This window comes from Bacillus sp. z50 (genome assembly GCF_058313585.1).
Window position 1 is genome coordinate 205,634 of the sequence record NZ_JBZFQL010000001.1, and the last position, 24,713, is coordinate 230,346.

The 24,713-nt window shown below is 37.7% G+C and carries 22 protein-coding genes; 5 read left to right on the forward strand and 17 right to left on the reverse strand.

Annotation, left to right across the window (positions count from 1 at the left end):
- Positions 1–10: 10 nt before the first annotated feature.
- The 11 genes from AC4G3N_RS00920 to AC4G3N_RS00970 all read right to left on the reverse strand — a co-directional run bounded on the left by AC4G3N_RS00920 (position 11) and on the right by AC4G3N_RS00970 (position 10,777).
- The gene (locus AC4G3N_RS00920; RefSeq protein WP_140461499.1) at positions 11–1,462 is read right to left on the reverse strand and encodes an aldehyde dehydrogenase family protein; all 1,452 of its coding nucleotides are present in this window, start codon (positions 1,460–1,462) and stop codon (positions 11–13) included.
- A 3-nt stretch (positions 1,463–1,465) separates the two neighbouring features.
- Positions 1,466–2,764, reverse strand: coding sequence for an aminotransferase class III-fold pyridoxal phosphate-dependent enzyme (locus tag AC4G3N_RS00925; protein ID WP_140461500.1), 1,299 nt, complete (start codon positions 2,762–2,764; stop codon positions 1,466–1,468).
- Between the two features lie 3 nt (positions 2,765–2,767).
- On the reverse strand, positions 2,768–4,114 hold the full coding sequence (locus tag AC4G3N_RS00930; protein WP_491089560.1) for an aminotransferase family protein: 1,347 nt from the start codon (positions 4,112–4,114) through the stop codon (positions 2,768–2,770).
- A gap of 85 nt (positions 4,115–4,199) precedes the next feature.
- Positions 4,200–4,856 carry a 3-oxoacid CoA-transferase subunit B gene (locus AC4G3N_RS00935; protein WP_066103624.1) on the reverse strand — a complete coding sequence of 219 codons (657 nt, stop codon included), beginning with the start codon at positions 4,854–4,856 and terminating at the stop codon, positions 4,200–4,202.
- On the reverse strand, positions 4,853–5,536 hold the full coding sequence (locus AC4G3N_RS00940; RefSeq protein WP_077248016.1) for a CoA transferase subunit A: 684 nt from the start codon (positions 5,534–5,536) through the stop codon (positions 4,853–4,855). The genes AC4G3N_RS00935 and AC4G3N_RS00940 overlap by 4 nt, the downstream gene beginning before the upstream one ends.
- A 72-nt stretch (positions 5,537–5,608) precedes the next feature.
- Positions 5,609–5,878, reverse strand: a complete 270-nt coding sequence (locus tag AC4G3N_RS00945; RefSeq protein ID WP_066103622.1) for a YokU family protein — start codon at positions 5,876–5,878, stop codon at positions 5,609–5,611.
- Positions 5,875–7,290, reverse strand: coding sequence for a lysine 2,3-aminomutase (gene kamA / locus AC4G3N_RS00950; RefSeq protein WP_491089561.1), 1,416 nt, complete (start codon positions 7,288–7,290; stop codon positions 5,875–5,877). The genes AC4G3N_RS00945 and kamA overlap by 4 nt, the downstream gene beginning before the upstream one ends.
- A 408-nt stretch (positions 7,291–7,698) precedes the next feature.
- Positions 7,699–8,343, reverse strand: a complete 645-nt coding sequence (locus AC4G3N_RS00955) for an SDR family oxidoreductase (protein WP_491089874.1) — start codon at positions 8,341–8,343, stop codon at positions 7,699–7,701.
- Between the two features lie 28 nt (positions 8,344–8,371).
- Complete coding sequence (locus tag AC4G3N_RS00960) at positions 8,372–8,956, reverse strand: RBBP9/YdeN family alpha/beta hydrolase (RefSeq protein WP_066103618.1); 585 nt, start codon at positions 8,954–8,956, stop codon at positions 8,372–8,374.
- Between the two features lie 144 nt (positions 8,957–9,100).
- Positions 9,101–9,673 (reverse strand): nitroreductase family protein, encoded by a 573-nt coding sequence (locus AC4G3N_RS00965; RefSeq protein ID WP_066103616.1) that lies wholly within the window; start codon positions 9,671–9,673, stop codon positions 9,101–9,103.
- A 153-nt stretch (positions 9,674–9,826) separates the two neighbouring features.
- Positions 9,827–10,777: a peptidylprolyl isomerase gene (locus tag AC4G3N_RS00970; protein WP_077248015.1), complete on the reverse strand. Its 951-nt coding sequence runs from the start codon at positions 10,775–10,777 to the stop codon at positions 9,827–9,829.
- A 430-nt stretch (positions 10,778–11,207) separates the two neighbouring features.
- Here AC4G3N_RS00970 and AC4G3N_RS00975 point away from each other — a divergent pair, with 430 nt between their 5' ends.
- Entirely contained in the window at positions 11,208–11,660 is a 453-nt protein-coding gene (locus tag AC4G3N_RS00975; protein ID WP_066103613.1) for an OsmC family protein, read from the forward strand.
- A 103-nt stretch (positions 11,661–11,763) separates the two neighbouring features.
- Here AC4G3N_RS00975 and floT read toward each other — a convergent pair whose 3' ends face one another.
- From floT to AC4G3N_RS00990, 3 genes are read right to left on the reverse strand one after another with little or no spacing between them, the layout of a single operon-like run.
- The gene (gene floT / locus AC4G3N_RS00980) at positions 11,764–13,314 is read right to left on the reverse strand and encodes a flotillin lipid rafts scaffold protein FloT (RefSeq protein WP_066103610.1); all 1,551 of its coding nucleotides are present in this window, start codon (positions 13,312–13,314) and stop codon (positions 11,764–11,766) included.
- Between the two features lie 15 nt (positions 13,315–13,329).
- The gene (locus AC4G3N_RS00985) at positions 13,330–13,863 is read right to left on the reverse strand and encodes an NfeD family protein (RefSeq protein ID WP_066103608.1); all 534 of its coding nucleotides are present in this window, start codon (positions 13,861–13,863) and stop codon (positions 13,330–13,332) included.
- A gap of 20 nt (positions 13,864–13,883) precedes the next feature.
- The gene (locus AC4G3N_RS00990) at positions 13,884–14,558 is read right to left on the reverse strand and encodes a PspA/IM30 family protein (RefSeq protein ID WP_490558022.1); all 675 of its coding nucleotides are present in this window, start codon (positions 14,556–14,558) and stop codon (positions 13,884–13,886) included.
- A 229-nt stretch (positions 14,559–14,787) separates the two neighbouring features.
- Here AC4G3N_RS00990 and AC4G3N_RS00995 point away from each other — a divergent pair, with 229 nt between their 5' ends.
- Both AC4G3N_RS00995 and AC4G3N_RS01000 read left to right on the forward strand, forming a co-directional pair.
- Entirely contained in the window at positions 14,788–15,117 is a 330-nt protein-coding gene (locus AC4G3N_RS00995) for a hypothetical protein (protein WP_066103604.1), read from the forward strand.
- Positions 15,104–15,259, forward strand: coding sequence for a hypothetical protein (locus AC4G3N_RS01000; RefSeq protein ID WP_175354253.1), 156 nt, complete (start codon positions 15,104–15,106; stop codon positions 15,257–15,259). Before AC4G3N_RS00995 ends, AC4G3N_RS01000 begins: the two co-directional genes overlap by 14 nt.
- A 37-nt stretch (positions 15,260–15,296) precedes the next feature.
- Here AC4G3N_RS01000 and AC4G3N_RS01005 read toward each other — a convergent pair whose 3' ends face one another.
- The 3 genes from AC4G3N_RS01005 to AC4G3N_RS01015 all read right to left on the reverse strand — a co-directional run bounded on the left by AC4G3N_RS01005 (position 15,297) and on the right by AC4G3N_RS01015 (position 21,093).
- The gene (locus AC4G3N_RS01005) at positions 15,297–18,794 is read right to left on the reverse strand and encodes a S8 family peptidase (protein WP_491089562.1); all 3,498 of its coding nucleotides are present in this window, start codon (positions 18,792–18,794) and stop codon (positions 15,297–15,299) included.
- A gap of 296 nt (positions 18,795–19,090) precedes the next feature.
- The gene (locus tag AC4G3N_RS01010) at positions 19,091–19,762 is read right to left on the reverse strand and encodes a DUF3885 domain-containing protein (RefSeq protein WP_491089563.1); all 672 of its coding nucleotides are present in this window, start codon (positions 19,760–19,762) and stop codon (positions 19,091–19,093) included.
- A gap of 95 nt (positions 19,763–19,857) precedes the next feature.
- A complete protein-coding gene (locus AC4G3N_RS01015; protein WP_491089564.1) occupies positions 19,858–21,093 on the reverse strand; it encodes a helix-turn-helix domain-containing protein in 1,236 nt (411 codons plus the stop codon).
- 216 nt (positions 21,094–21,309) lie between these two features.
- Here AC4G3N_RS01015 and AC4G3N_RS01020 point away from each other — a divergent pair, with 216 nt between their 5' ends.
- Together AC4G3N_RS01020 and AC4G3N_RS01025 are read left to right on the forward strand one after the other, a co-directional pair.
- On the forward strand, positions 21,310–23,616 hold the full coding sequence (locus AC4G3N_RS01020) for a glycoside hydrolase family 2 protein (RefSeq protein WP_491089565.1): 2,307 nt from the start codon (positions 21,310–21,312) through the stop codon (positions 23,614–23,616).
- An 84-nt stretch (positions 23,617–23,700) separates the two neighbouring features.
- Positions 23,701–24,702 carry a PfkB family carbohydrate kinase gene (locus AC4G3N_RS01025; RefSeq protein ID WP_491089566.1) on the forward strand — a complete coding sequence of 334 codons (1,002 nt, stop codon included), beginning with the start codon at positions 23,701–23,703 and terminating at the stop codon, positions 24,700–24,702.
- The last annotated feature ends 11 nt before the right edge of the window (positions 24,703–24,713 follow it).

The window sequence follows — 24,713 nt, forward strand, 5'->3', positions numbered from 1 at the left end:
GGAATCCCTCCTATAGATAAGTCATATACACTGATTTCCATTCCGTCATACTATCCAAAGCATGATGGGATACTTCACGATGGCCATTCCCTGAATACTTCATCCCGCCAAACGCAACACCAATTTCAGCATTAGCAGTTCCGTTATTCACATAAACCAATCCACTTTCAATTTCAGCAGCAGCTCGGTTGGCAATAGACAAACTGCTTGTGAAAATGGATGTCGACAGTCCATATTTCGTATCATTATTAACCTCAATCGCCTCTTCATAGCTGTCCACTTCAATAAAGGCAAGAACAGGTCCAAATATTTCTTCTTTAGCAATCGTATGTTCCTTTTTCACATCACTGAAAATAGTTGGTTCAAAAAAACACCCTTCTTCGTTAGCTAATTTCTTTCCTCCACACTCCAATAAGGCTCCTTCTTCTGTTGCTATCCTTACGTATTTCTCAACCACCTTCATTTGCTGCTCATTTACCAAAGGACCTAAGTCAATATTTTCACTAAGACCATTACCTAGTTTCAATTCCTTCGTTAACTTTACGACCCTTTTCAATAAATCCTCTTTAATCGATTGTTCAACAATAACCCGGCTTGTCGCCGTACATTTTTGGCCAGTTGTTCCATATGCACCTTTAACAATACACTCTGCTGCATAATCTAAATTAGCGTCCTGTAGAACAATTGCTGCATTTTTCCCACCTAGCTCAAGGGAAACCCTTTTTAATTGTTTGGCACCTACCTGTGAAAGCAGCAAGCCTACTTCAGTAGAGCCTGTAAAAGAGATCACTTTGACATCTTCATGTTCAGCAAGCTGCATTCCCACCTGACTGCCGCTCCCTGTAATGAGATTTAAAACCCCATTTGGGAGACCAATTTCATGAAAGACTTGCATAAATATACCTGCTGAGAGTGCAACCTCAGAAGCTGGTTTCCACACAATCGTATTCCCACTGATTAAAGCAGCACAAATTTTATAAGCGGCAAGCGCTACCGGAAAATTCCATGGAGTGATACATGCAACTACACCAAGCGGCTCACGATTCATCGTAATCGTTCGATTGTTGTTGCCGGAAGCAATGGTTTCACCATACATTCTGCGACCTTCCCCAGCCATATAGCGGCATGTTTCTATGACGACATTCACTTCCCCGCGTGTTTCCGCCAGAACTTTCCCCATTTCTTTGGTCATAACTTCGGCTAATTGATCTCTTTTTCGTTCAAATAATTCTGCTGCCTTCCATAAAAATACAGCACGTTCCGGCGCGGGTGTTCGTCTCCAGCTTTTAAAGGCAAGGTGAGCATGCTGTACAGCCTGGTCTACCTGGCTTGAAGTTGCGATTGCATACATACCCACCGCTTCATTCGTTGCAGGATTCTTGCTTTCCCGATAATTCTGATTTAAATCGTGAGTCCAATGACCATTCATGTAAAGTAGCTGTTTTGTAAATTCTTTGGACATTTACTAAATACCCTCCTTTACCACGTCTCCAATAACGGTTTCGAGAATGGTTAACCCAGCATCCAATTCTTCTGTTGATATATTTAATGGCAGCATGAGCCTGATGGTTTGCCCGTTAACTCCGCAGTTCATGATTAGTAAATGCTTATCCAGGCATCTTGCTTTGATAAGCGGCACAATGGACTTTTTATCGGATTCATTGAATTCAATGCCAATCATCATACCGATTCCGCGGACTTCTTTTATTGGCTCGTATCCTAGCAAACTATTTTGCAGCCTATTAACAATTTGCTCACCGAGTTCTTTACTCCTCTTTACCAGATTCTCTTCTTCAATCACCTGTATACTTGCTAGGGCAGCTGCACATGAGATTGGGTTGCCTCCAAACGTGGAGCCATGCCCCCCTACAGGCCATTTATTATGTAAATCCCTATTTGCCACAATTGCACCAAGAGGCAGTCCGCCTGATAAAGCCTTTGCTAAAACGAGAATATCTGGAGTTACTCCCGAGTGTTCCGAAGCAAACATCCGCCCAGTTCTGCCAAATCCTGTTTGAACCTCATCAAATATTAATAAAATACCATGCTCATCAGCAATACTCCTTAATTCCTGTAAAAACAATGGAGGTGCGGGATAGTAACCGCCTTCCCCCAAAACCGGTTCAACAAGTATAGCAGCCACTCTCGATGGGTCAATATGTAAATCAAATAACGAACGTAATTGGTTAATACAATAATTTGTCAAATCAGCATTATCGATATTTTTTACTAAACCGGGATATGGATAAGGTGTATGGTAAACCTCTCCTACCAGCGGTTCGTAGTACTTTTTATATTTACTGCTTGATCCTGTTACAGTAGTAGCACCTAACGTACGTCCATGAAAGGACCCATTGAAAGCGATAATTCCCGGGCGGTCAGTAGCCGCACGTGCCAGCTTCAATGCTCCATCAATGGCTTCACCGCCTGAATTTGAGAAGAATACAGTATCTAAATTACCTGGCGTGATTTGTGCCAGCTTTTCAGCCAAGCCGATCACAGTCTCGTAATAGCCATAATTCAAACCAAAATGAACGAGTCGCTCCGCCTGTGTTTTTATAGCGTTAACGATTCTTTCATGAGAATGGCCGAGTGCATTAACTGCTACCCCTGAAACAAAATCAATATACTCTTCTCCATCCTTCGTCCAAAAACGTGCTCCCTTACCTCGATCTATAATTAATTCCGTCACTCTTGTGCTAACTGGAGATATATGTTTTCTCGCTTTCTCTGTTAATTCAGTAACTTTTTCAGAATGACTCATGATTTACTTCCCCCTCGAATACATAAATTGTTGCAGAGCAAGTTCTAATATATTTATGATTGCATCGATTTCTTCCCTGGAGACTGTTAAAGGCGGAGCAATTAACAAATGATCACCTTCATAGCCATTGATTGATCCACTTCCAGGATAAAAGACAGCTCCAATTTGCATGGCAATCCGATTAATCACTTCAGATGTTGAGCTAGAGGGAGGGAATGGGTCTCCTTTCGGACTGGAAGCAAATTCAATGCCTATCAAAAGGCCTTTACCCCTTATATCCCAAATGACAGGGTAACGTTCCTGAAGCAGTTTAAGTTGTTTAATTAAATATTCACCCTGCATAACTACGTTGGGAAGGATTTTATTGTGAGCTAATTTTTTCAGAACTGCCAATCCGGCAGCGACAGAGACCGGATGGCCACTGTATGTATATCCATGCGCAAATTTCCCCTTGCTGTTTTGAATAATCCCTTTAATTAATCGATCGTGAACAATCATACCGCCAAGAGGCGAATAGCCGGCTGATACTCCCTTGCCAAACGTAATAATATCCGGTATGAAATCAAAATGCTCTACAGCAAAATAGGTCCCTGTTCTCCCAAAACCCGTCATCACTTCATCTGCAATCAAAAGAATATTATAATCGTCACATAACTTTCTGACCTCTTTAAAATACGAGTCTGGCGGACTTACACTTCCCAATTGGCTCCCGACGATTGGCTCAGCTATGAAGCAAGAAATTTGTTCCGGACCTATCTCAATAATCAACTTTTCTATATCCTTAATGCATGACCAATTGTGTTGTTGATTGCAATCATCGAGCTTTCTTTGGTATGGGCATCGTTTACAATGAGGGGAATAAACATGTTTAAAATCAAGTAGATTTTGAGTGTATACCTGCCTTCTTTTAATATCGCCTCCAGCAGACAAGGATCCTAAAGTATTCCCATGATAAGATTGCCATCTGCCAATCACAATATGTTTTTCCGGATTTCCTGCACCTTTATGATATTGCTTTGCAAGTTTAATAGCACTTTCATTCGCCTCCGAGCCGCCACAGGTGAAATAAACCTTGTTTAATGGAACGGGAGCAATCTCCGCAATTCTCTCTGCCAGAAGATGCAATACCTCGGTTTCAAAACGCATCGAATGTACAAAGGCTGCTTTTTTTGCCTGTTCAGCCATCGCTTCAGCAATTTTCACATCCCCGTGACCTAAATTTGCGGCAACAGCACCGGAGCATGCATCAATATATTGCTTGCCATCCTGATCGTATAAATAAATCCCTTGCCCATGCGTTATGATTGGGTATTTATTCGTAAAATCACGATGAAATACATGGTCAGCCATTTGCGTCTCTCCATTTCATAGAGATGTTCTATCATTTTTCTACATACAAGATATGCTTAAAAAGCAAGTTCAAGACTTTTTTATGCTACATATCAAAGCCAACAAATTCACTGTTTAATTGAATTCTGAAATCCGCTTCCGTTTTTTCTTTAACAGTTTCCACTGTTATTCCTGGACCAGTTTCCACTAAAATAAGCCCCCTATCATCGACTGCAAATACGGCCAATTCAGTTATAATGAAATCCACTCTGCGCTCAGATGTAAGCGGATAATTAAGATTCTTAACGAGCTTCGGCTTCCCCGCTTTTGTTGTATGTAAGGTTGTTACGATAATTCTTTTAGAGCCCTCTAATAGATCCATCGCTCCTCCTACACCCAAAACCGCTTTTCCTGGAACTGCCCAATTTGCTATCCTGCCCATTTCATCCATTTGCAGAACACCCAAAATCGAGACATCAATATGGCCCCCACGTATCATCGCAAAAGATGATGCACTATCAAAATAAGATGCACCAGTCATGACAGTTACAGGAAGCTTTCCTGCATTCACCAAATTGGGATCTGGTTCATTTAATGGGGTAGGTCCCACCCCAAGAATCCCATTCTCTGTATGTAGAAATACGGATAGATGAGGAGCGATAAAATCTGCCACCAATGTTGGAATCCCAATCCCCAAGTTGACAATATCACCATTTCCAAGGAATCGTGCAGCACGTTTGGCAATCGTCTCTTTTGCACTCACAACGACTCCTCCTTTAACACTAAGTAATCAACATACAAATGAGGTGTGATAATTTCCTCAGGATCGAGTTCTCCCGCTTCTACTATTTCATCAACTTCAGCAATCACGATATTCCCGGCCGTCGCCATAGCAGGATTAAAATTCCGGGCAGACTTTATATAAATTAAATTACCAAGTTTGTCTGCTTTATAGGCCTTAATCAGTGAAAAATCAGCCTTCAAAGAATGTTGCAATATATATTTATTATCATTGAATTTTTTTTCTTCTTTCCCATTTGATAAGTCAGTGCCTACTCCAACGGGTGTATAGAATGCTGGTATTCCAGCTCCACCCGCACGAATCGCTTCTGCCAGTGTGCCCTGCGGCAGAAGTTCAATCTCAAGCTCTCCCCCCAAATAAGCCTCCACTACATCCGGGTTGGATGTGAAATAAGAACCTATCCCCTTTCTTACCTTCTTTTTTTGAACAAGCACTCCAAGTCCCCTGCCTGGCTCACCGAGATTATTGCTGATAATTTCAAGATTATTTATCCCTTTTCGGTCAAGAGCGTGTACCAATGTTATTGGACATCCCACCAATCCAAAGCCCCCAACCATGATACGGGCTCCGCTCTTTAGCAAGGATGCTGCTGCATCAGGTAAAAGTACCGGTTTCAACCTATTCACCTCTGTCCATTTCATTTTAATAAAAACGCCAAAGAATATAGCTTTTCTTTGACGTTGAATAACTGAAATCGCTTACATATATTTTGTCTATTTGAAATAGTTTCGCTTTAATAACCTTGGTACTTTCATCAATTCTTCAAAATGTACAGTGCCTGTTAATTGTTTTGTATTAATGAGCAATAAATGGTCCTCAATCTCCTCAGTCTGTTCATCCGTTAAATATTCCATTTGGCAATTGCCACAATGGATGGCTGGTGTTTCCTTTATTTCTAGTGATTGCGTTCCATCTGGCAGCTCCCAAAATACAGTGGTATTGGTCTCAATTGCCCCATCTTGTTCACACCATTGGCATTTCATACTTTTGAATCCTCTTGATCAGTTTTAGTTGTTTTTGTTTGTTGGGCCTTGAATTTCTTTTCTTTTAGAACGTCCCGTTTATCTCGTTGATCTTTAAGTGATGTATGCTCCGGGTTTTGTTGATAGGCGCTGCGCTTATTATATCTTTCTAAACCATCCGGTGTAATATTAAACTTTTCATCATCCATAATAGACAAGATACCTGTGCTGTTGTAATCTTCATATACATTTGGGTATGTTTGTTTGAAATATTCATCTGCACGGCCGGACACATAGTTCTCAGGTTCTGGATATGATGTAATCACACCTTCAAAATTACGTAAGATCACTTTATTTGAACTTTGAGAAATGATGTAGTTCGGCTGAAGCGGTATTTTCCCACCCCCGCCTGGTGCATCAACCACAAAAGTCGGCACAGCATATCCGCTTGTATGGCCGCGCAGTCCCTCCATAATTTCTAAGCCTTTACTAATAGGAGCTCTGAAATGTCCAATTCCTTCTGATAAATCACATTGGTAAATATAATAAGGACGAACTCTTATTTTGACTAAATCATGCATTAATTTTCTCATGATTGGGACACTGTCATTAATCCCAGCCAAAATAACCGCCTGATTGCCCACAGGTACTCCCGAATCAATAAGCAGCTCGCAGGCACGCTTTGATTCTTCTGTAATTTCGATCGATGTATTAAAATGTGTATTCAGCCAAACGGGATGGTACTTTTTAAGAATGGTACATAAATCTTTAGTGATTCTTTGCGGAAACACGACCGGGGCTCTAGTTCCAATACGAATAATTTCTACATGAGGAATGGCGCGTAAGTTTTTTAATATATATTCCAGTATACTGTCATTAATGAGAAGGCCATCACCACCAGAGATTAAAACATCCCGGACTGCCGGTGTTTGGCTGATGTAATTGATTGCTTTATCCAACTGCTTCTTCGGAACTCCCATACCAATCTGACCAGAAAACCTTCTTCTTGTGCAATAACGGCAGTACATGGAGCATTGATTTGTTACTAAAAATAAGACACGGTCCGGATAACGGTGAGTTAACCCTGGAACTGGGGAATCTTCATCTTCATGTAAGGGATCCTCTAAATCATACACCGTTTTGTGGAGCTCTTTTCCTATGGGAACGGATTGCATACGGATTGGACAGCGCTCATCATCAGGATCCATTAAAGAAGCGTAATAGGGCGTTATATTCAAGGGAATCGTTTTAGTTGAGATCCGTACACCTTCTTCCTCTTCTGGTGTAAGATTAATCACCTTTTTTAAATCATCAAGTGTTTTGATGGTGTGGGTTAACTGCCAAATCCAGTCATTCCACTGATCATCCGCTACATCCTTCCATAACTCGATTTCACTCCAATGGCGTTTAGGTTTGTATAAATTATAGTCCACTATTCTCCCTCCCATGGTACGTATTCCATAACATCTCGGCTATGTGAATGGATAATTATTCGAGCTTTGCTCAGAAAAACCATATCGGTGGCTTTATTGTCATTCGATTGGTAAATTGTACTCCATCTGAATGGTAAGCTCATTCTAAATCATTCAGCTCCTGAGCTGAGCGCTGAAAAGAAGTCTCCTACGGAATGAAGATTAACATTTAATTTTGATTTACAGATACAAAATCTAATATATGAGTGAATGAAAATATGGTGTATTTAACCCAATCTCAACCTATCACCTCTAACCTTACACTGTCAATGACAAAAAATTTTGACAATTTAAGTCGAAAGATTTTCATATTTTTTATGACAAACAAATAAAGCAGTTCAGCTAAAAACTGAACTGCTTCGACAAATTTTATAGTTGGTTAAGAGCTTCCTCAATCGGGGTATCACCTGATATTAGATCAAAAGAACGATTATAGCTTGCCTCATTCGTGAGGCAAGCCAAAATAGTTCGTGCCACATCCTCACGCGGTATCGTTCCAGCCTTTATTGTATCCCCAGTACGGATTTTCCCGTTTCCAGGTTCATTCAGCAATCCACCCGGCCTTATAATCGTATATGTTAATAGGCTGTTTTCCAGAATTCGATTTGCATAATGCTTGGCAACATAATAAGGTTTAATTTCATCGCTCCAGTTTTCGCGGTTGTTAGCCTGAAGGGCACTGACCAAAATAAATCGTTTGATTCCAGCCTTTTCAGCTGATTCCATCATTTTCACTGCACCATCAAGATCAATTAAAAGCGTTTTGTCATGACCTGTGCTTCCTCCTGACCCAGCTGTGAAGCATATCGCATCTGATCCTTCAATTGCCTTCGCCAGATTTTCTACGCTATCTTCTAAATTAGCAAGAACAGTCTGTATACCACTATTTTCAAATGATTTTACCTGCTCTTCTTTTCTGATCATCGCTTTTACATTGTGTTGTCCATCTTCCTTAATGAGGTGAACCAATTGATTGCCAATTTGTCCATTTGCACCAACTACTACTATATTCATAGAAACAATCACCGTCCTATCCATACATTCAGCCTTCATTTACTGCAAAATCATGATTTTGATCCAGACAATAATCAAGAATCCACTGCCATTTTCCAAAACCGGAGTCGATATTGATATGACCTTTATTCACAACCAAAAGTTGTATAATACCCAAGTCTTTATAAAATTGACTGTCTTCAACAGAGCAATAAGAATCGTTTGTGGATTGAATTTGCAGTGTATGATCAATAGACTGTATTAATTCTTTACCCTTAACTGGAAGGGGAAAAAACCTTTGGATGATTTCATGCTTTAAATAGGGAGAGGGCGGTGCCACTAAAATAACACGGTTAACCGATTTTTTTATCTTATGAGCATTTTTGAGAGCAAAATGAAGCCATAGGACACATCCTAAACTGTGAGCAACAACGGTTATATGGTCTGAGGTAATAGTTTGAAAGGTATCTTCCAATTTTTTTATCCACTTATCTTTATAAGGATCATCATATTCAGGAAGGGTCGGATAATAAACTGTTTCACCTGCATCCACCAGCTCATTATACAGCCAGGATTGCCAATGTTCAGGTCCGCTTCCGCCAAGTCCATGTATTATGAGAAAACTTCGGTCCATATTAACCCCTCCTTTTACCGATTTTATTCCATACTAAGTTTATCAGATTAATATATTTTATGTCTACTTTTATAGTAATCAAACTTTTTCCAAAAAATAAACCGGTACAGAGTGAATATCCTCTTTGTACCGGCTTTCGTTAATTTAATTGGTTATCCATGTGGTCACTTCATCAATAGATTTTCTTGAACCTTCTTTAGGATTCATATCTGGATATCCTAAATAGATAAACCCAGTTACAGCACCATCCTCAGAGAGATTAAAAGCCTTACTCATCCGTTTATCATGGCATTGTTTCCCGGTTCTCCATACGGCACCCAGTCCAAGAGCGTGAGCTGCCAGCAGGATATTTTGTGTAGCTGCATGGACAGCAGCGTATTCTTCTTCAATCAGAACCTTTTCATTCTTCACTGGTTCAACGGCAGTCACTATGATAACAGGAGCACGATAGGGATTCTTGCTTACTTTTTCTAATCTTTTTTTACTTTCTTCTGACTCAAGATCATCTAATTCAGATTTCAGGATATCCACTAACACATCACTGAGGATTTTTCTGCCATCCTCTTTCAAAACAAAAAACTTCCATGGTTCTGTACGATGATGACATGGTGCCCATGTTCCCGCTTCAATAATTTTATGTATGAGCTCATCAGGTATCGGCTCATTTTTAACCTTGCCAATACTTCTTCTTCCTTTAATGGCTTCAAATAGTTCCATAAACATTACCTCCCTATCTATTTCTCTCTATATTTTGTAAAATTTAGTTACTACTATACTATATATCCCTATGTTAGAAAGTACAAAAATTTCTTCTTCTCAAACAAAAAAGAGCAAACCAGTAACGGCTTGCTCTTAATCATTTATACATAATTATTCAAATTTATTTTTAATTTTATAATCTTTCTTTAAATCTTCCAACCATGTGCTGTACTCAGAAGATATCTTTTCGCTTAGAGCGGCTTCTTTAGCATCCTCTTTTGATTCTTCATAAGTGGATTCTTTAGCTTCTTTATGGCCTGTAGCTTTAATAATGTGGTAGCCATATTCTGATTTAACCACATCACTTACTTCATCAACTTCTAAAGCGAATGCTGCTTTTTCAAACTCTTCTACCATTTCTCCTTCAGAAATATAGCCGAGCTCTCCACCATTTTCAGCAGATGCTGTATCAGTGGAATTTTCTTTGGCGAGTTCAGCAAAATCCTCGCCGTCTTTGATTTTTTTCAATAATTCCTTTGCTTTGTCTTCGTCTTCAACAAGGATGTGGCTAACTTCAACTTGTTCAGATTGATCATAATTTGCTTTATTCTCTTCATAATAAGCTTTTACTTCATCCTCAGTGATTTCAATATCTTCCTGCATTAACTTTTCGATTTTAATATTTACCGCTATATCCTCTTTTAAATCATCAAGAGTTAAACTGCTAGCTTCAAGTGCTGATTTTAAAGCATCCTCTCCACCATAGCTTTCTATATATGCATCTACTTCTTTATTAATTTCACTATCATTAACTTTTATATTGCGCTCATCTGCTTCCTTTTCAATAACCTTCATCGTAACTAAGCTATCTACAGCAGAAGCTCCATACACATTGGCCATTGTGTCATATAATTCACTTTTAGTAATACGGTCGCCATTGACACTGCCTACTGTTTGAGATTTAGTATAAGCATATGCCCCGCCAGCTATAGCTGCAGTTAATACGGCAGCTGCTGCAATACCAGCAATCCATTTTTTATTTTTACGTTTTTTTGTTTGATCTGTTTTTATTTCAGTAGCTTTCTCTTCTGTATCTGAAGTATTCTTTGTCTCGTTGGTCATAATATAACTCCTATCGAAATAAAATTTATGTTGTCTGTTAACAATACTATAATCATATAATGTGTCAGGAATATGTCAAATATAAAATACCCACTGTCAAATATTGTTTAGTCAATGAAACAATGAATATTATTAGCATTACTATATGTAATATTATCTAATATAGTATATAAAAATATCATAAAGTGAAAATATAACCACTAGTTGAATTTGCACTGTATGTTTTCACTCCCTAAAGGATACTGGTCTACAAAAATAGATCTTCAACCATTAATTTTCTAACATAATAATATGTTCCAACCTTGTCCTAAAGTATGGTTAGACGATTAAAAATAAAAACTCCTTTTCAACTATATTTAAGCACTTTGTGTGAATTAGATTCATTTACGCATTAAAATGAAGATAATAGTAAAATAAAGGGGACTTTATAATGGCAGAGCATCAATTTATTTTAGAGGCTGTTTGGCCTGGATTACGAAACGATATAGGAGAAATACATACTAAAAACCTTCATACTAAAGTTTCGATACCGGAGGAAATGGATGGACCTGGAATCGGAACAAATCCTGATGAAATGTTACTTGGTGCTGCAGCAACCTGTTATATTATTACGCTGGCAGCCATGATGGAACGCAGCTATTTAGAAAAAGAAGGGTTAACCTTACAGTCAGCGGGAATTGTCGATGTAACAAATGGTGTGTTTACCTATAAAAAGATCATTCATCGGCCAACGATTATACTAAAGGACTCTGCAACAAAAGAAGATATCGGACTTGTCCAAAAACTAGCCCAAAAAGCTGAAGCATCCTGCATGGTCAGCCGTGCTCTCAAAGACAATGTAGACATAGAATTAGAAATCACGGTTAAGCGTATTTCTGAATAATGGTTATATACTCTAGAAGATTTTGAGTTTATTCAATCCTAATATCCGTAATAAACAAGAAACAACCTGAGCCCATATGAACTCAGGTTTGTTTATTGTTTATTTAGAGTTGATCTGGAGTACGATCAAGTCCCTTAACAATAGGAATCTCAGTTTTAGCCAACTCTTCTTCAAGGTTTATTCTGGGACTGACGCCTGAATTTTTACCTGCAAAGCTTTCAATTAACTCTTTCATGTCGATACCGGAGGATGCTTTTAATGACTCTTGTAAAGTTGCCATTAAATTCGTCGCATATCCGGTCACTTTATTGGCGCCGCCGCCTGTACCGCCGCTCCCTGTATCAACAATCGTAATTTTATCAATACTGCTCAGCGGTTTAGCCACTTCCCTTGCATATTCCGGAAGCATTTTTAACATCATATCCATAACAGCAGCCTGACCAAATTGCTCGAAGGCTTCTGCGATTTTTTGCTTTGCTTCCGCTTCCGCCAAACCTTTTAAACGAATGATATCCGCTTCGGAAACCCCTTGTGCTCTTTGTGCTTCCGCTTTTGCAAGACCATCTAAACGTACTCTCTCTGCTTCCGCTCTCGCCATTGCTTCGATGCGATATTGATTGGCATCGGCTTCAGTTAATTGCTTTGTTTTTTCCGCAGAAGCTGCTTGTTCAACTGCGTAGCGATCTGCATCCGCCTTTTTCTTCACTTCAGAATCATATTGCTTTTCACGGCGTAAAATTTCTTTTTCTTCTAATTCAATCAGCTTCTGCCGCTCAATGATTTTAATTTGCATCTCTTGTTCCGTAACATCTTGCTTAGAACGTGCAGTCTCCAAATCATATGCCTGATCGGCTTTTGCTTTAGCAATATCCTGTTCACGTCTGAATTCAGCAATTTTCAATTGATTTAATTTTTCTGCCTCTGCGATTTCAGTTGCACGTTCAAGTTCAGCTTTTTGCGCTTCCTTGGATGCTTCAGCCCGTTTGATCCGTGTTTCTTTATCGGCTTCGGCTGTTGCGATATCCGCATCCCTTTTCACCTGAGCTATTCTCGGTTTACCAAGCGATTCCAAATATCCATTTTTATCACGTACATCTTTAATTGTAAATGAAACGATAACCAATCCCATTTTCGCTAAATCCTGTGAGGCAACCCTCTGCACTTCCTGTGAAAATTTTTCACGGTTTTTATAGATTTCCTCAACTGTCATCGAACCAAGAATGGAGCGTAGATGCCCTTCCAGTACTTCTCTTGCTTCCTGTTCACGGTCATCCTTCGTTTTCCCTAAAAATTGTTCAGCAGCCGTTGCAATTTCAGAAATGGTATTACCTATTTTAATAATGGATACACCATCGGCCATTACCGGCACACCCTGTTCGGTATATACTTCCGGTGTTGAAACCTCTAATTTACTCGATAATAAGCTCAACGGCTCAGCTTGCTGGAATACTGGAAGAACGAAGGTCCCTCCTCCGCGTACAATTTTGATTCGATTTCCGGATTCATCAATATGTACATTTTTACTGCCTAAGTAACTGCCCGTGACAATCAATGCTTCATCAGGACCAGCTGTTCTATATTTTGTAACAAAAACTCCTATAAGGGCTAATAAAATAAATACCACTGCACCAACAATACCGTAGATTAATGTCATACTACTCCCACTCTCCTATCCCAGTTCATTTAATTCTTCATGTGGACTGACATGCAGAACACCATTTTGGATATCAATGATTAATACCTTTGTCTCAGATGGTATCGCTTCTTGGTCAAAACTTACGGCCGGCTTTGAAAACGTTCCGCTTTTACTTGTTATTAATACTTCACCATACCCATTAACAGGTACTGATGTTATCACTTTTCCCAACCGTCCCTTTAGTTCATCCTCGGTTATCGTTAAAGATTCATGAGCTGCCGACAAGGGGACTAAAACGAATAGATTAATAATAGAGACAAGTATAAAAGCAATTGCGAAGGAAATAAAAAAAATGGGAAGTGCCCGCAATGAGGTTAAAGAAACAAGCACATACCCTGATCCGCTTGCAATGGTCAAAAAGCTTAGTATAAGGGTTGGGTTTAAAAAGTCAGGGAGGTCTAATCCGGCAAACAGATCATTAAATAATATGAAGAAAAACGTAAGGATACCGGATATAATCAGTGAATATAAGAAAAAATCAGCTAATTCCACCCCTAAAAATTCCATACTAATCAACCCTTTATCAGTTATTTTTCGCTATTCAATGAATCCTTTAATCTTTGTAATTCTGATTCAACTAATTTTTCGGTTTCCATCTTTTTAAACTCATTATCAATTTCAAGATGATTACTTTTAAGCTCTTTACTGACTTCCGCTTCTGCTTCATATTCCATTACTTTTTGTTCCATTCGTTCAAATCCAGCTTTGGCCGAATTTCGACTTTCTGTATGGAAAGAACGATTTACTGAAGTTTGCACTTTAGCAGAAAGCGCTCTTGCCTTTAATGTATCTCTGCGCATCACAAGTTCCTGATAATCAGCTTTCATTTCTCGCAGTCGATTTTGCAAATCCTTGACATTTTGTTTAGCCTGTTCATGCAAATTCTCCAATGAGGCAAGCTCAATCCCGAGCTGAAGTTTGTTTTCTAAAGCTTGTTTTGCAAGCGTCTCTTTACCAGCTTGAATGGCTTCCATTGCCTGAGTATTACGTTTTTCAATCAGTAATTTTAAATCGGTGATTTTTCTGTGGGTTAATTTCTCCTCAGCCATGACCTTTGCAGTTGTCTTCTCTGCTTCTTCAATTTCTTGATTCATTTCTCTTAGGTATTGGTCGGCCATTTTAATGGGATCTTCTGCTTTTTCAATGAGTGCATACAATTCTGAACTGACCACCGTCTTCATTCGTTTAAAAAACTCAAACATCTTATCAACCTCCTAGGATAATCTTACCATTTTATACGGTTGAATATCACTGAAAGTTTCAATTATTTTACAATATTATAATAATTCAAAAAAATTTATTAATGAAATACGATAGTTATTCACACCATGAATAATCTAATCATGCTTTTTGCTCAATCTTTTACTCCGCAATAGCCTTTATAGTAAGCTTAAAAAATAACAACATAGTTATTCTGAAAGGAGATTTTCATTGAATATAGAAAAACCAGAATCAATCGATGCAATTATAAGTGACTTAAATAATGAAATAAGCTACTCTTTAACTACTCTTTCACCGTTTAAAAAAACACCGGAAGAGTTAAAGGCGGCCAGCCAATTGGCTACATTAAGAGATTCAGATATAATGGCTATTTCGTCAATGGCTCGTATATTGATTTCTCAAAGTCAACACCAAACAGATCAAGAAATAGCATCCAAACTAATAAAAGAACTATCCAATTCTCATCCGAATCGTTTCATCAAAAAAATATGCAAAAAGATGGCAAAGCAAAAGTGGGGTGAAAAACATGAGACAGAATGACCTTCATCATTTATGGGAGAAAATTAAGCCAATCACATCAGATCCCATTATCCAAAAACAATTCTGGAGCATTCTTGTCAAACTAATTAAAAACGAACGAAATCTTCAAAACCAACTCCCCATTCAGAAGGAAGAAGTGTAAAAAAGGTTTCCAGAAAACCTGGAAACCTTCTAAGTACCTATTTCTTTTCTTGCACGCGGATTGTGTACGGTGACAGAGAAGCAGAACCTTGAGCATCTTTTAATTTTATATAATAGGTACCTTTTTTAAGACTGATATTTAAAACTTCTGTATCATTTCCAGCATATCGGTCAGAGCCGGCGATTTTTTTGCCATTTTGATAAACCTCAAAGGCTCCATCCAATTCTCTGCCGCCACTTAAAGTGATTTGACCGCTGAAGGCTTTATCCACTTTAAGCTTGTACCAATCTTCATCATTTTTCTTTGTATTAAATGCGTTAAATCGGCCTGTTTTCTCCCATTTTCCCTTCGATTTCTTAAAGCTGATTGGTTTTGATGGTTTATTTTTCTTAATAACAGTCCCGGCATCTTCATCTTTGTGATTCACTTGACTGAGCTTAAACGTATATTGAGTTAAAGAGAATGGTAAATATTCCCCATCACCCATAATCGCGATAAAATACGCTTTACCCTTTTGGAAATAATGTGAGCCATATGCACCTGCAGGATCATAATAGGAATCTATATATTTAATCGTATCTAAATCCGCATCATCTACATTCTTGTTATTATTTTTATCTTCCATTACGGCAATATACGAATAAACATCACCTTTAACTAGCGCAGGGAGTCCTGGTGTGCTTGGTTTATTATTATCCACCGTTAATGCATAGTTACCAGATGCTTTGGCTGTGTATCTAAACAGATCCGTATCCGATAATTTTGCGTAATCTCCTTTAACAGTAGTACCAGGAAGAGTCTTTACGTTTTTCATAGAATCGTTGTTCTCGTATTTATCAGCAGGCTTACCTACCAATCTTGATTCAAAGAAATATTTATCCGTAGAATAGGAATCAGACATCCAATCCATCTCAATCTTCATATAATAGGTTTTTCCAGCTTCAAGTGAGGCATAAAACGTATTAAGCTTTTTGCCGGTAAATGGATCATAATTATCAGCAACTGCTTCTAGTAAACGGATTTCATTTCCGTCTTCACCTTCAGATTCAACGACCTGATAAATGGAGTACGAATGTTTAGCTGTACCTAAATCAAAGGCATGGATTCCTGCTGATGTTACATTGACTTTATACCAATCTTCATCATAGCGTGACTGTAAATAACCCGATTTTTCACTTGTTAATTTATACGGAATGGCCATTTCATTCAGCATTTCAATTACTTCATCGTCGCCTTCTTCTTCCCAATATTCTTCATCATCACCAACATATTCTTCTTCTTCGTCATACTCTTCATCACGATCATAAATGGAATGAATTCCATCCTCGTCCGCTGGCATTTTGACTAGGCTGGCCTTGAAAATATAGGGATCACCGTTTTGTCTGATTGCACCAGTTATCTTGGTAGCCGATGATTCGAATCCTTCTGAAAGGATAAAAAAGTCAAAGAAACTTTCGGAATATCCTTCATATTTGTTAGAAATTTTAATGGTATAGGTTGTTTTAGGCTCAGCAGTGAATACATCCTGTTCACTTTCTCCGATGGTGCCGCTGTTAATTTCCTGTTCAAGAATATTAACATGCGTTGGCTCTTCTTCTGAGTTACCATCCTCTATGTCTCCATCTGCTTCCTTACTCATACCCTCACCTTCAGTAATTTCCTCCTTTTCTTCCAACTCCTCTTCATCTCTAATGTCTGTCAAAGCATAGACAAACATGCTGACGTCTGCACCAGGTGTACCATTTACAGAAAGCTTAATGTTTTCCTCTTTTTCACCCGTTGTAAATTGAAAATAATCATCATCTCCATTTTCGCCAACAAGATGCATTTTTTTACCGGTAGTATCATATGACAATTTTGGTATTATAATCGGGTTTTCTTTACCGGATTCATCTTTTGAAACAGTTACTTTTTTGAATACTAATTCATATTCAGATAATTTGCTTCCGGCCACATCGTAATTTCCGCTAATATCTTTAACACCAACGGTCAAAGTACCATCGTATGGTGCTTTAAAGTAATAACCCTCTGTTTTACCTTCAGTGACATCATCGATTTTTTTCGTGCTTGATTTATCCTTTCCATACATATTCACAAGTAATTGGGAATCAAACACTTTAGATCCCATTAAATTGATTTGATATGTTTCACCTTTTTTTACGGTATGCTTAATCCAGTGCTGTTCCAAAGGTTTCATAAATGTTTTTTTCACCGTATAGCTGCTGCCAACCGTTTTAGCACTTTTCATAATTGTATCCTTATTCCACACGGCAGTAGTTAAGGATGGAATTTTTTTAATATCAAAGCTTAAAGCAGATGATGGGTTGATTAGTCCATATCCATATTTCTTATCGTAGCCCTTCGTACTCAAATCGGTAGCTGTTTTCTTCAAGATGTATTCTACCTGTTCCGGTTTTAATTTAGGATATTTAGATAATAATAAAGAAACCGTACCAGTCACCATTGGAGCTGCCATCGATGTGCCGCTAAATGAAGCAAAAGTCGATTTTTTCTCATAATCATAGATTGGTGCATAAACATTATCCCCAGGTGCTACCAAATCTGTCGATACACCATAGGATGACCAGGATGTCAGTGTTTTGCTTTTATTCACAGCACCGACACTAATGACTCCTTCATATGCAGCCGGGTAACCTTTCATATCAGATCCTTCATTACCAGCCGCAGCAACAATCACAATTCCAGCCGCTTTCGCTTTTTTGATTGCGGCTTCAAGAACCGGTGAACTGAATGGGCCACCTAAGCTTAAATTAATTACCTTCGCTTTCTTTTTAATCGCATATAAAACACCTTCTGCGATATTGTAATCATACGCACCCCATTCTCTATTAAATACATCAATAGATAAAACCGAGGCATTTGGATTTATGCCATATCCGCCAATTCCATTATTCTTCTCAGCTGCAATTATGCCGGCTACATGTGTGCCATGATCCTCCGGCAATGAGGCGTTAACTGGATTATGGACATTATAGCTTGATACAATTTTGTTTTTTAATTCAGGATGATTTTTATCAATTCCCGTATCAATCACAGCCACCAATACTTTATTTTTCCCTGCTTTTTTCTGTGCAGCAGGTAAGTTTAACAGCTTGTTATAATATTGTTGACTGATCTTAGGATCGGTTTTGACAGAAGAAGTTTTATACTTTACGCTCGGCGAAATCGATGTGACCGAATTAGATTTACTTAATTCCGTGTAAGCTTGTTTAGCTGCGGATGCTGTTTTAAATTTTACAACTGAATAACCAAGGTTCCCGCCAGACTTCATCACTTTCCCCTTATATTTGGTCAGGGTTTTCTTAGATAACGATCCACTATGCTTAATAACCAAGGTGTCTGCCTGAATATATTCGTCATATTTCTTCGTTGTTGGTTTGTAAATTTTTTCGGAACTGCGGATTTCATCTCCCTTTTGGTTTATTGAACTCACCTTTGCCGCAGCAAATACCCCACTTGTACCCGACGTGAGCAGCAATGCGGTAGCGGCTATGACAGCTACTATCTTTTTCATTCTTTCTCCCCTTTTTGTCTTCACTGATTTTTAAATTGAAGACTATTACCATTTCGTTACATTTATGTAAATAACCTGCTGTTAATTATGAAAAAGATTCGACAAAATTCTTTCTCTGCTATTTTGAAATCGGCAAAAAAACTGTTCAGCATTTATGCCAAACAGCCAGTTATAATTTAAGGTGATTTTATTAATTAAACTGGGACCAAGGTAATATTTATATATTGCATCAGAAAAAATAAGCAATACAGCAGAAGTGCAGCATCATAGACGATGACTGCACTTCTTTTAATTTATCAATTGCTTCTCCGGTTCAACGCTCGTTCAATCTTCTGCCGATCCACATCTTCCACCCAATCCTTATGTTGTTCATATAGCGGGCGCAGTCGTTCAGCGTCTATAGCAATAACCTCACACCCACGGTCATCATAGACAAATAAAATAAGGTCTTTAGTGATGTTCACTAAGAAGACATCCGGATAATGAATGGCGTCCCCTCCGAATCTTGGCTTTAGAGGAAAATCTTCGTGAGTTGCTGCTTTTAATAATTCAGTTATGCGTATGTCCTTTGTTTTACACAATAAGGAAAATTGCTGCGTTTCATATTCTTCTTCATCTAACTCAAAAGGATATGGACATGTTCTCACCTGAATATGATTTAAAGAATTTCTATACTTTAGAAAAGGTTCATATACCTTCAACTTTCTCGTATGCTTTACATTAGTTTTATACGTGTACATATTCGTTACAAGGAATACGTCATCATATTGCTCAAATAATTGATTAAAGATCGTATCAAGTTGCTTGTACACTAGCCTAAATCTTTCACAATTTAGTTCACCATTTTCTTTGAACTGATAATTAGTACCACCGAGCGTAAAGTGGATTCCTATGTCCCATTGATTATATATACTTGGCATTAATTCGATAGATGGAAATTTCTCCTTCAGATAGTCTATTACTTTCAAAGATTGATTCTCTCTTTCTATTATTAAGTGTATTCGCTGATCTTACTAATTAAATAGAATTATTAATTCGGGTCTATTATGCCAGAGAAAAAAGTTTACTCACCTGTTAATCCGGTTCCTTTTACATATTGAGATGGTGTCATAGATGTAATCCGTTTAAAAATTCTACTGAAGTAATTTACATCATTAAAACCAACTAGGTAAGCAACATCAGTGATTGACATAATTCCATTTGATAAATATAACTTGGCTGCTTCGATTCTTTTTAAATTGATGAAATCAGTAATACTTTGTCCGGTCTCCATTTTAAATTTTTTTGATAAATGTGATGGATTCACATGAATAGACTCTGCTATTTCATTAAGCATCAAAGGGCTTTCCAAATTGAAATTAATATATTGCACAGCGTTTTTGACGATTGGACTAAACTTTCGTGTTGAGAACTCATTAACGAGTTCACAATATGCATCAAGCATACTCCTAATAAGCTTGTGTAAATATGGTAGATTATCTGCTCTTTCAATCAGAATAGCATATTTTTCTGATACATCATGTAAATAAACCGGATGAACTCCGCCTTTTTCAGCAGCAATTCTAAATAACGTATTCTGAACAAATGTTAGGTTTTTCGACGATCGAATTGGATTTTCCGGAACTCTATTTTTTAGATGTACATCAGTTAAACCCGTTAATTGCTTTAATGCTCCTTCCTTATCCCCTCTTGCAATAGCATCTATAACCCTTTTTTCTATTTTATAACGGTGTTCAATAATCTTTTCACGATCTTCTTCTTCATCCTGAATAGGTTTTACTGGATTACTTTGTTTATTAAAAGTCGGTGTAACCAGCTGTGATGACGAAATATAGTTGTGAGGACACAAATTTACTAATAACTCTCCAATACTTCTTATTTCTTCCTGACTTAGGATTGATAAAGTCTCGTAGAAATCTTGATATTGCTTTCTGTCACTAATGGGTAAACTTTGAGAGGAGATAATTTGGCTGATAAATAAATCTGAAGGTAAATCAGACAAAAAAGGGCCAACCATCACTGTGCCTGCATATTGATCATCTTTCCATATTCCAGCAAAAATACATTCCAATTTAGCCGAATTAATATAATGTAAATATTCATTTTTTTTGCTCGCCTTTAACAATTCCGTGATTGATTTATTTTCCTCTTCGTTATTTGCCAATCCACTTGGTATCTGGTGTTTAGCCATTAGGATAATTTTATTTCCATCCAGGTCAAGCAGTTTTACATCCAATTTAACAATTGAACTGACCAGATTACATAGCTGAGCGTATACTTTTATCTGTTCCTGATTCAATCTAATCATCCTTTAAAATTCACTTTTTTATTTTCATTATACAATGAAAACGCCATCACGAACTAAAAATAATACTAAAAAAACAAAAATTGTACGATATTTTTCTAAAATTAATACCTATAATGAAATTAATTCAGTAAACACTATATATGAAGACAATCTGTTCTTATATCCTGATTGTTTACTGAATTAATTTATAAACAGGGAGTTCAATACATGAGAAAAGTAATTAATCTGAATGACGCATGGAAATTCATTAAAGAAAACGTACAAGATGCAATGAACCAAGTTTATGATGATGCTAATTGGGAGTCCGTAAACGTCCCTCATACGTGGAATGCGATTGATGGCGCAAATGGATTTGATTTTTATAAAGGAGCATGCTGGTACAGAAAAGAATTTACTGTAGATACTATAAATGCCGGCAATAAAGTGTATATCGAATTTAATGGAAGCAATAGTGTAACAGACGTTTATGTTAATGGACAACACCTTGGCCAACATCGTGGCGGTTACTCTATTTTCAGATTCGATATTACAGATGTTGTTACTTTCGGAGGTAAAAATACGATTGCCGTAAAAGTCGACAATACAGTTGTTGAAGATGTATATCCTCAAATGGCTGACTTCACTTTCTTTGGCGGAATTTACCGTGATGTTAATTTAGTTATTGCTAGCCATGTTCATTTTGATTTAATGGATCATGGTTCCCAAGGTGTTTATATCGTTCAAGACGAAGTGACGAAGGAACAAGCATCCATTACCCTAAAAACTAGACTTACAAATGATCATGAAGAAGAGAAAAAAGTTCGTTTATGGGCTGATATGCTTGATGCAGAAGGTAAGACAGCTGCTTATGGAGCAAAAGAGATTGTTCTTCCAGCAGGACAAACTACTGTTGTTGAATTGCCAATCAAAATCGAAAAACCAATCCTTTGGAATGGCCGTAAAAATGCCTATATGTATGAAGCTAACCTATCTTTAACAAGCTATAACGATGTAATTGATGAACTTTCCATTCCATTTGGTGTCCGTTACTTTAAAGTGGACCCTGAAAAAGGCTTCTTCTTAAATGGAGAACACCTTCGTCTGAATGGGGTTTCCCGTCACCAGGATCGTAAAGATATGGGCTGGGCAATCACTAAAAAAGAGCACAAAGAAGATATGGAATTTATCAAAGAAGTGGGCGCTACTTCCATTCGTTTGGCCCACTACCAACACGATCAATATTTCTATGATTTATGTGACCGTGAAGGTATGGTTGTTTGGGCCGAGATTCCGTTTATCTCTATCATGTCCAAGACTGAGCTTGAGGGTATAAACGCTAAACAACAAATGGTTGAGTTAATCAGACAAAATTACAACCACCCTTCCATTATGTTCTGGGGTGTTCAAAATGAGATTCAAATTGGCGGTAACAGACCAGAAGTAAGAAAACTTGTTAAAGAACTTAATGAGTTAACGAAAAAAGAAGATCCAACACGTTTAACTACACAGGCCAACGTTATGTTTGTTCCTGATACAGATGAATACAACTATATCACCGACACGATTGGTTACAATAAATATTACGGATGGTATCAAGGTAAGGCAGAAGATTTTGCTGAGTGGATTGATGCTTATCATGCAACGAACCCACAAGTTAGCCTTGGTATCTCTGAGTACGGTGCAGAAGGTATTATCCAGTACCATACAAACGATCCAAAAGTAAAAGATTACACAGAAGAATACCATACTCTATATCATGAAACTGTATGGAATATATTCGCTGACCGCCCATTCCTTTGGTCAACATATGTATGGAATATGTTTGATTTCGGAGCCAACATTCGTGATGAAGGCGGTGTAAAAGGCAGAAATAATAAAGGTTTAATGACTTACGACCGTAAAATTAAAAAAGATGCATTCTATATGTACAAAGCAAATTGGTCTGATGAAAAATTCGTGCATATTACAAGCAAACGATTTGTAGACCGTGCAGACGAAAAAATTACAGTTAAAGTGTATTCTAACTGCGAGGATGTAACGTTAGTAGTAAACGGGACTACCTATACAGCAGAACGTAACCGCGCTGCCTTTACCTTTAATGATGTGGCACTGGAAGACGGCATGAATACTGTAAAGGCAATCGGTACATCCGAAGGAAATACATTCGAAGATACTGCTCACTTCAATAAAGTGGATGAGCCAAATCCAAGCTACCTAGTTCCAGAAAGTGATGCTGGCGGAGTGGTTGCTAACTGGTTTGACATGCCTGATTTAGATGAAGACATGGAAATTGAAGAACTTGTTATCACTGATGATGTATATTCTACTCGCAATACACTCGGTGAGTTATATAAAAATGAAGAAACTAAGAAAGTATTAGAGAAGTATTTAAAAGGATTCAATGAGGATAATCCAATGTTCGGTATGGCAGAAGGTATGTCAATTGATATGCTGGCATCCATGGCGGATGATATATTTACTGAAAAAATGATGTATGCCATTAACAAAGAGTTAATTAAAATTAAAAAAGCTTAATTTAAAAAATGGAAATAGCGATCTGGGTTTATACCCGGTCGCTATCTTTCCTATATTCTTAGTCAAATAAAGAAGGTGCACGTATTGAAATCAATCATGTTATTTGGTGAAATGCTGTTGCGTTTAACACCAACCAATCATCAAATGTTAATTCAGGCAAGCCAGCTGGATATGATGTATGGTGGTTCTGAAGCAAATATTGCTGTCGCTCTCAGTCATTGGGGTGAAAAAACCTCCTATGCTACTTGCTTACCAGATAATAACCTTGGACTTGCCGCTGTCACACAGTTAAGAAAATATGGTGTAAACACTAATCATATCGTCTATAAAGGCAAGAAAATGGGCTTATATTTTGTTGAACAAGGTCATTCCATCAGACCTACAGAAGTCACTTATGATCGCCAAAACTCCGCTTTTGTTGAAGCTTTGCCAAATGATTATGATTTTGAAGCGATGCTTTCCGAAGTTAAATGGCTCCATGTCAGCGGAATTAGTTTAGGTGCAAGTAAAAATGCACGTGAAACGACTATGGAATTGGTCAAGGCGGCAAAACAAAAAGGCATTAAAATCAGCTTTGACTTTAACTATCGTGCAAAATTATGGACATTAGATGAAGCAAGAAAAGCTTACATCGAAATCCTGCCATATATTGATGTTATTATCGGAAGTTACCTGGACGTTCTAACAATCAGACAGGAAAAAAGAGAAGTTAACACATTCGAAGAAAAAATCGCTTTATTAAAAGAGTTTCAAAAAGAGTATCAGTTTGACCAAATTTACACAACTGAAAGAAATATTCTTGGTAACAATGTACAAGAATTACGATGTGCCATTATAACTGAAACAGAGCACTTCACAGTTGGTCCGGTTAAAGTAAATGTTCTTGATCGAATCGGTACGGGCGATTCATTTGTAGCTGGCGTATTATATGGAATCAACAATCAATACAGTCCTCAAGAAATCATTAATTTTGCCCTATCATCATTCGCCTTAAAACATACCATTATCGGCGATTTTCAAATTGCCAGCAAGGCGGATGTTCAACAATTTGATGTTGAAAATGAAAAAGTAGTTATCAAACGCTAATGAAAGCAGGT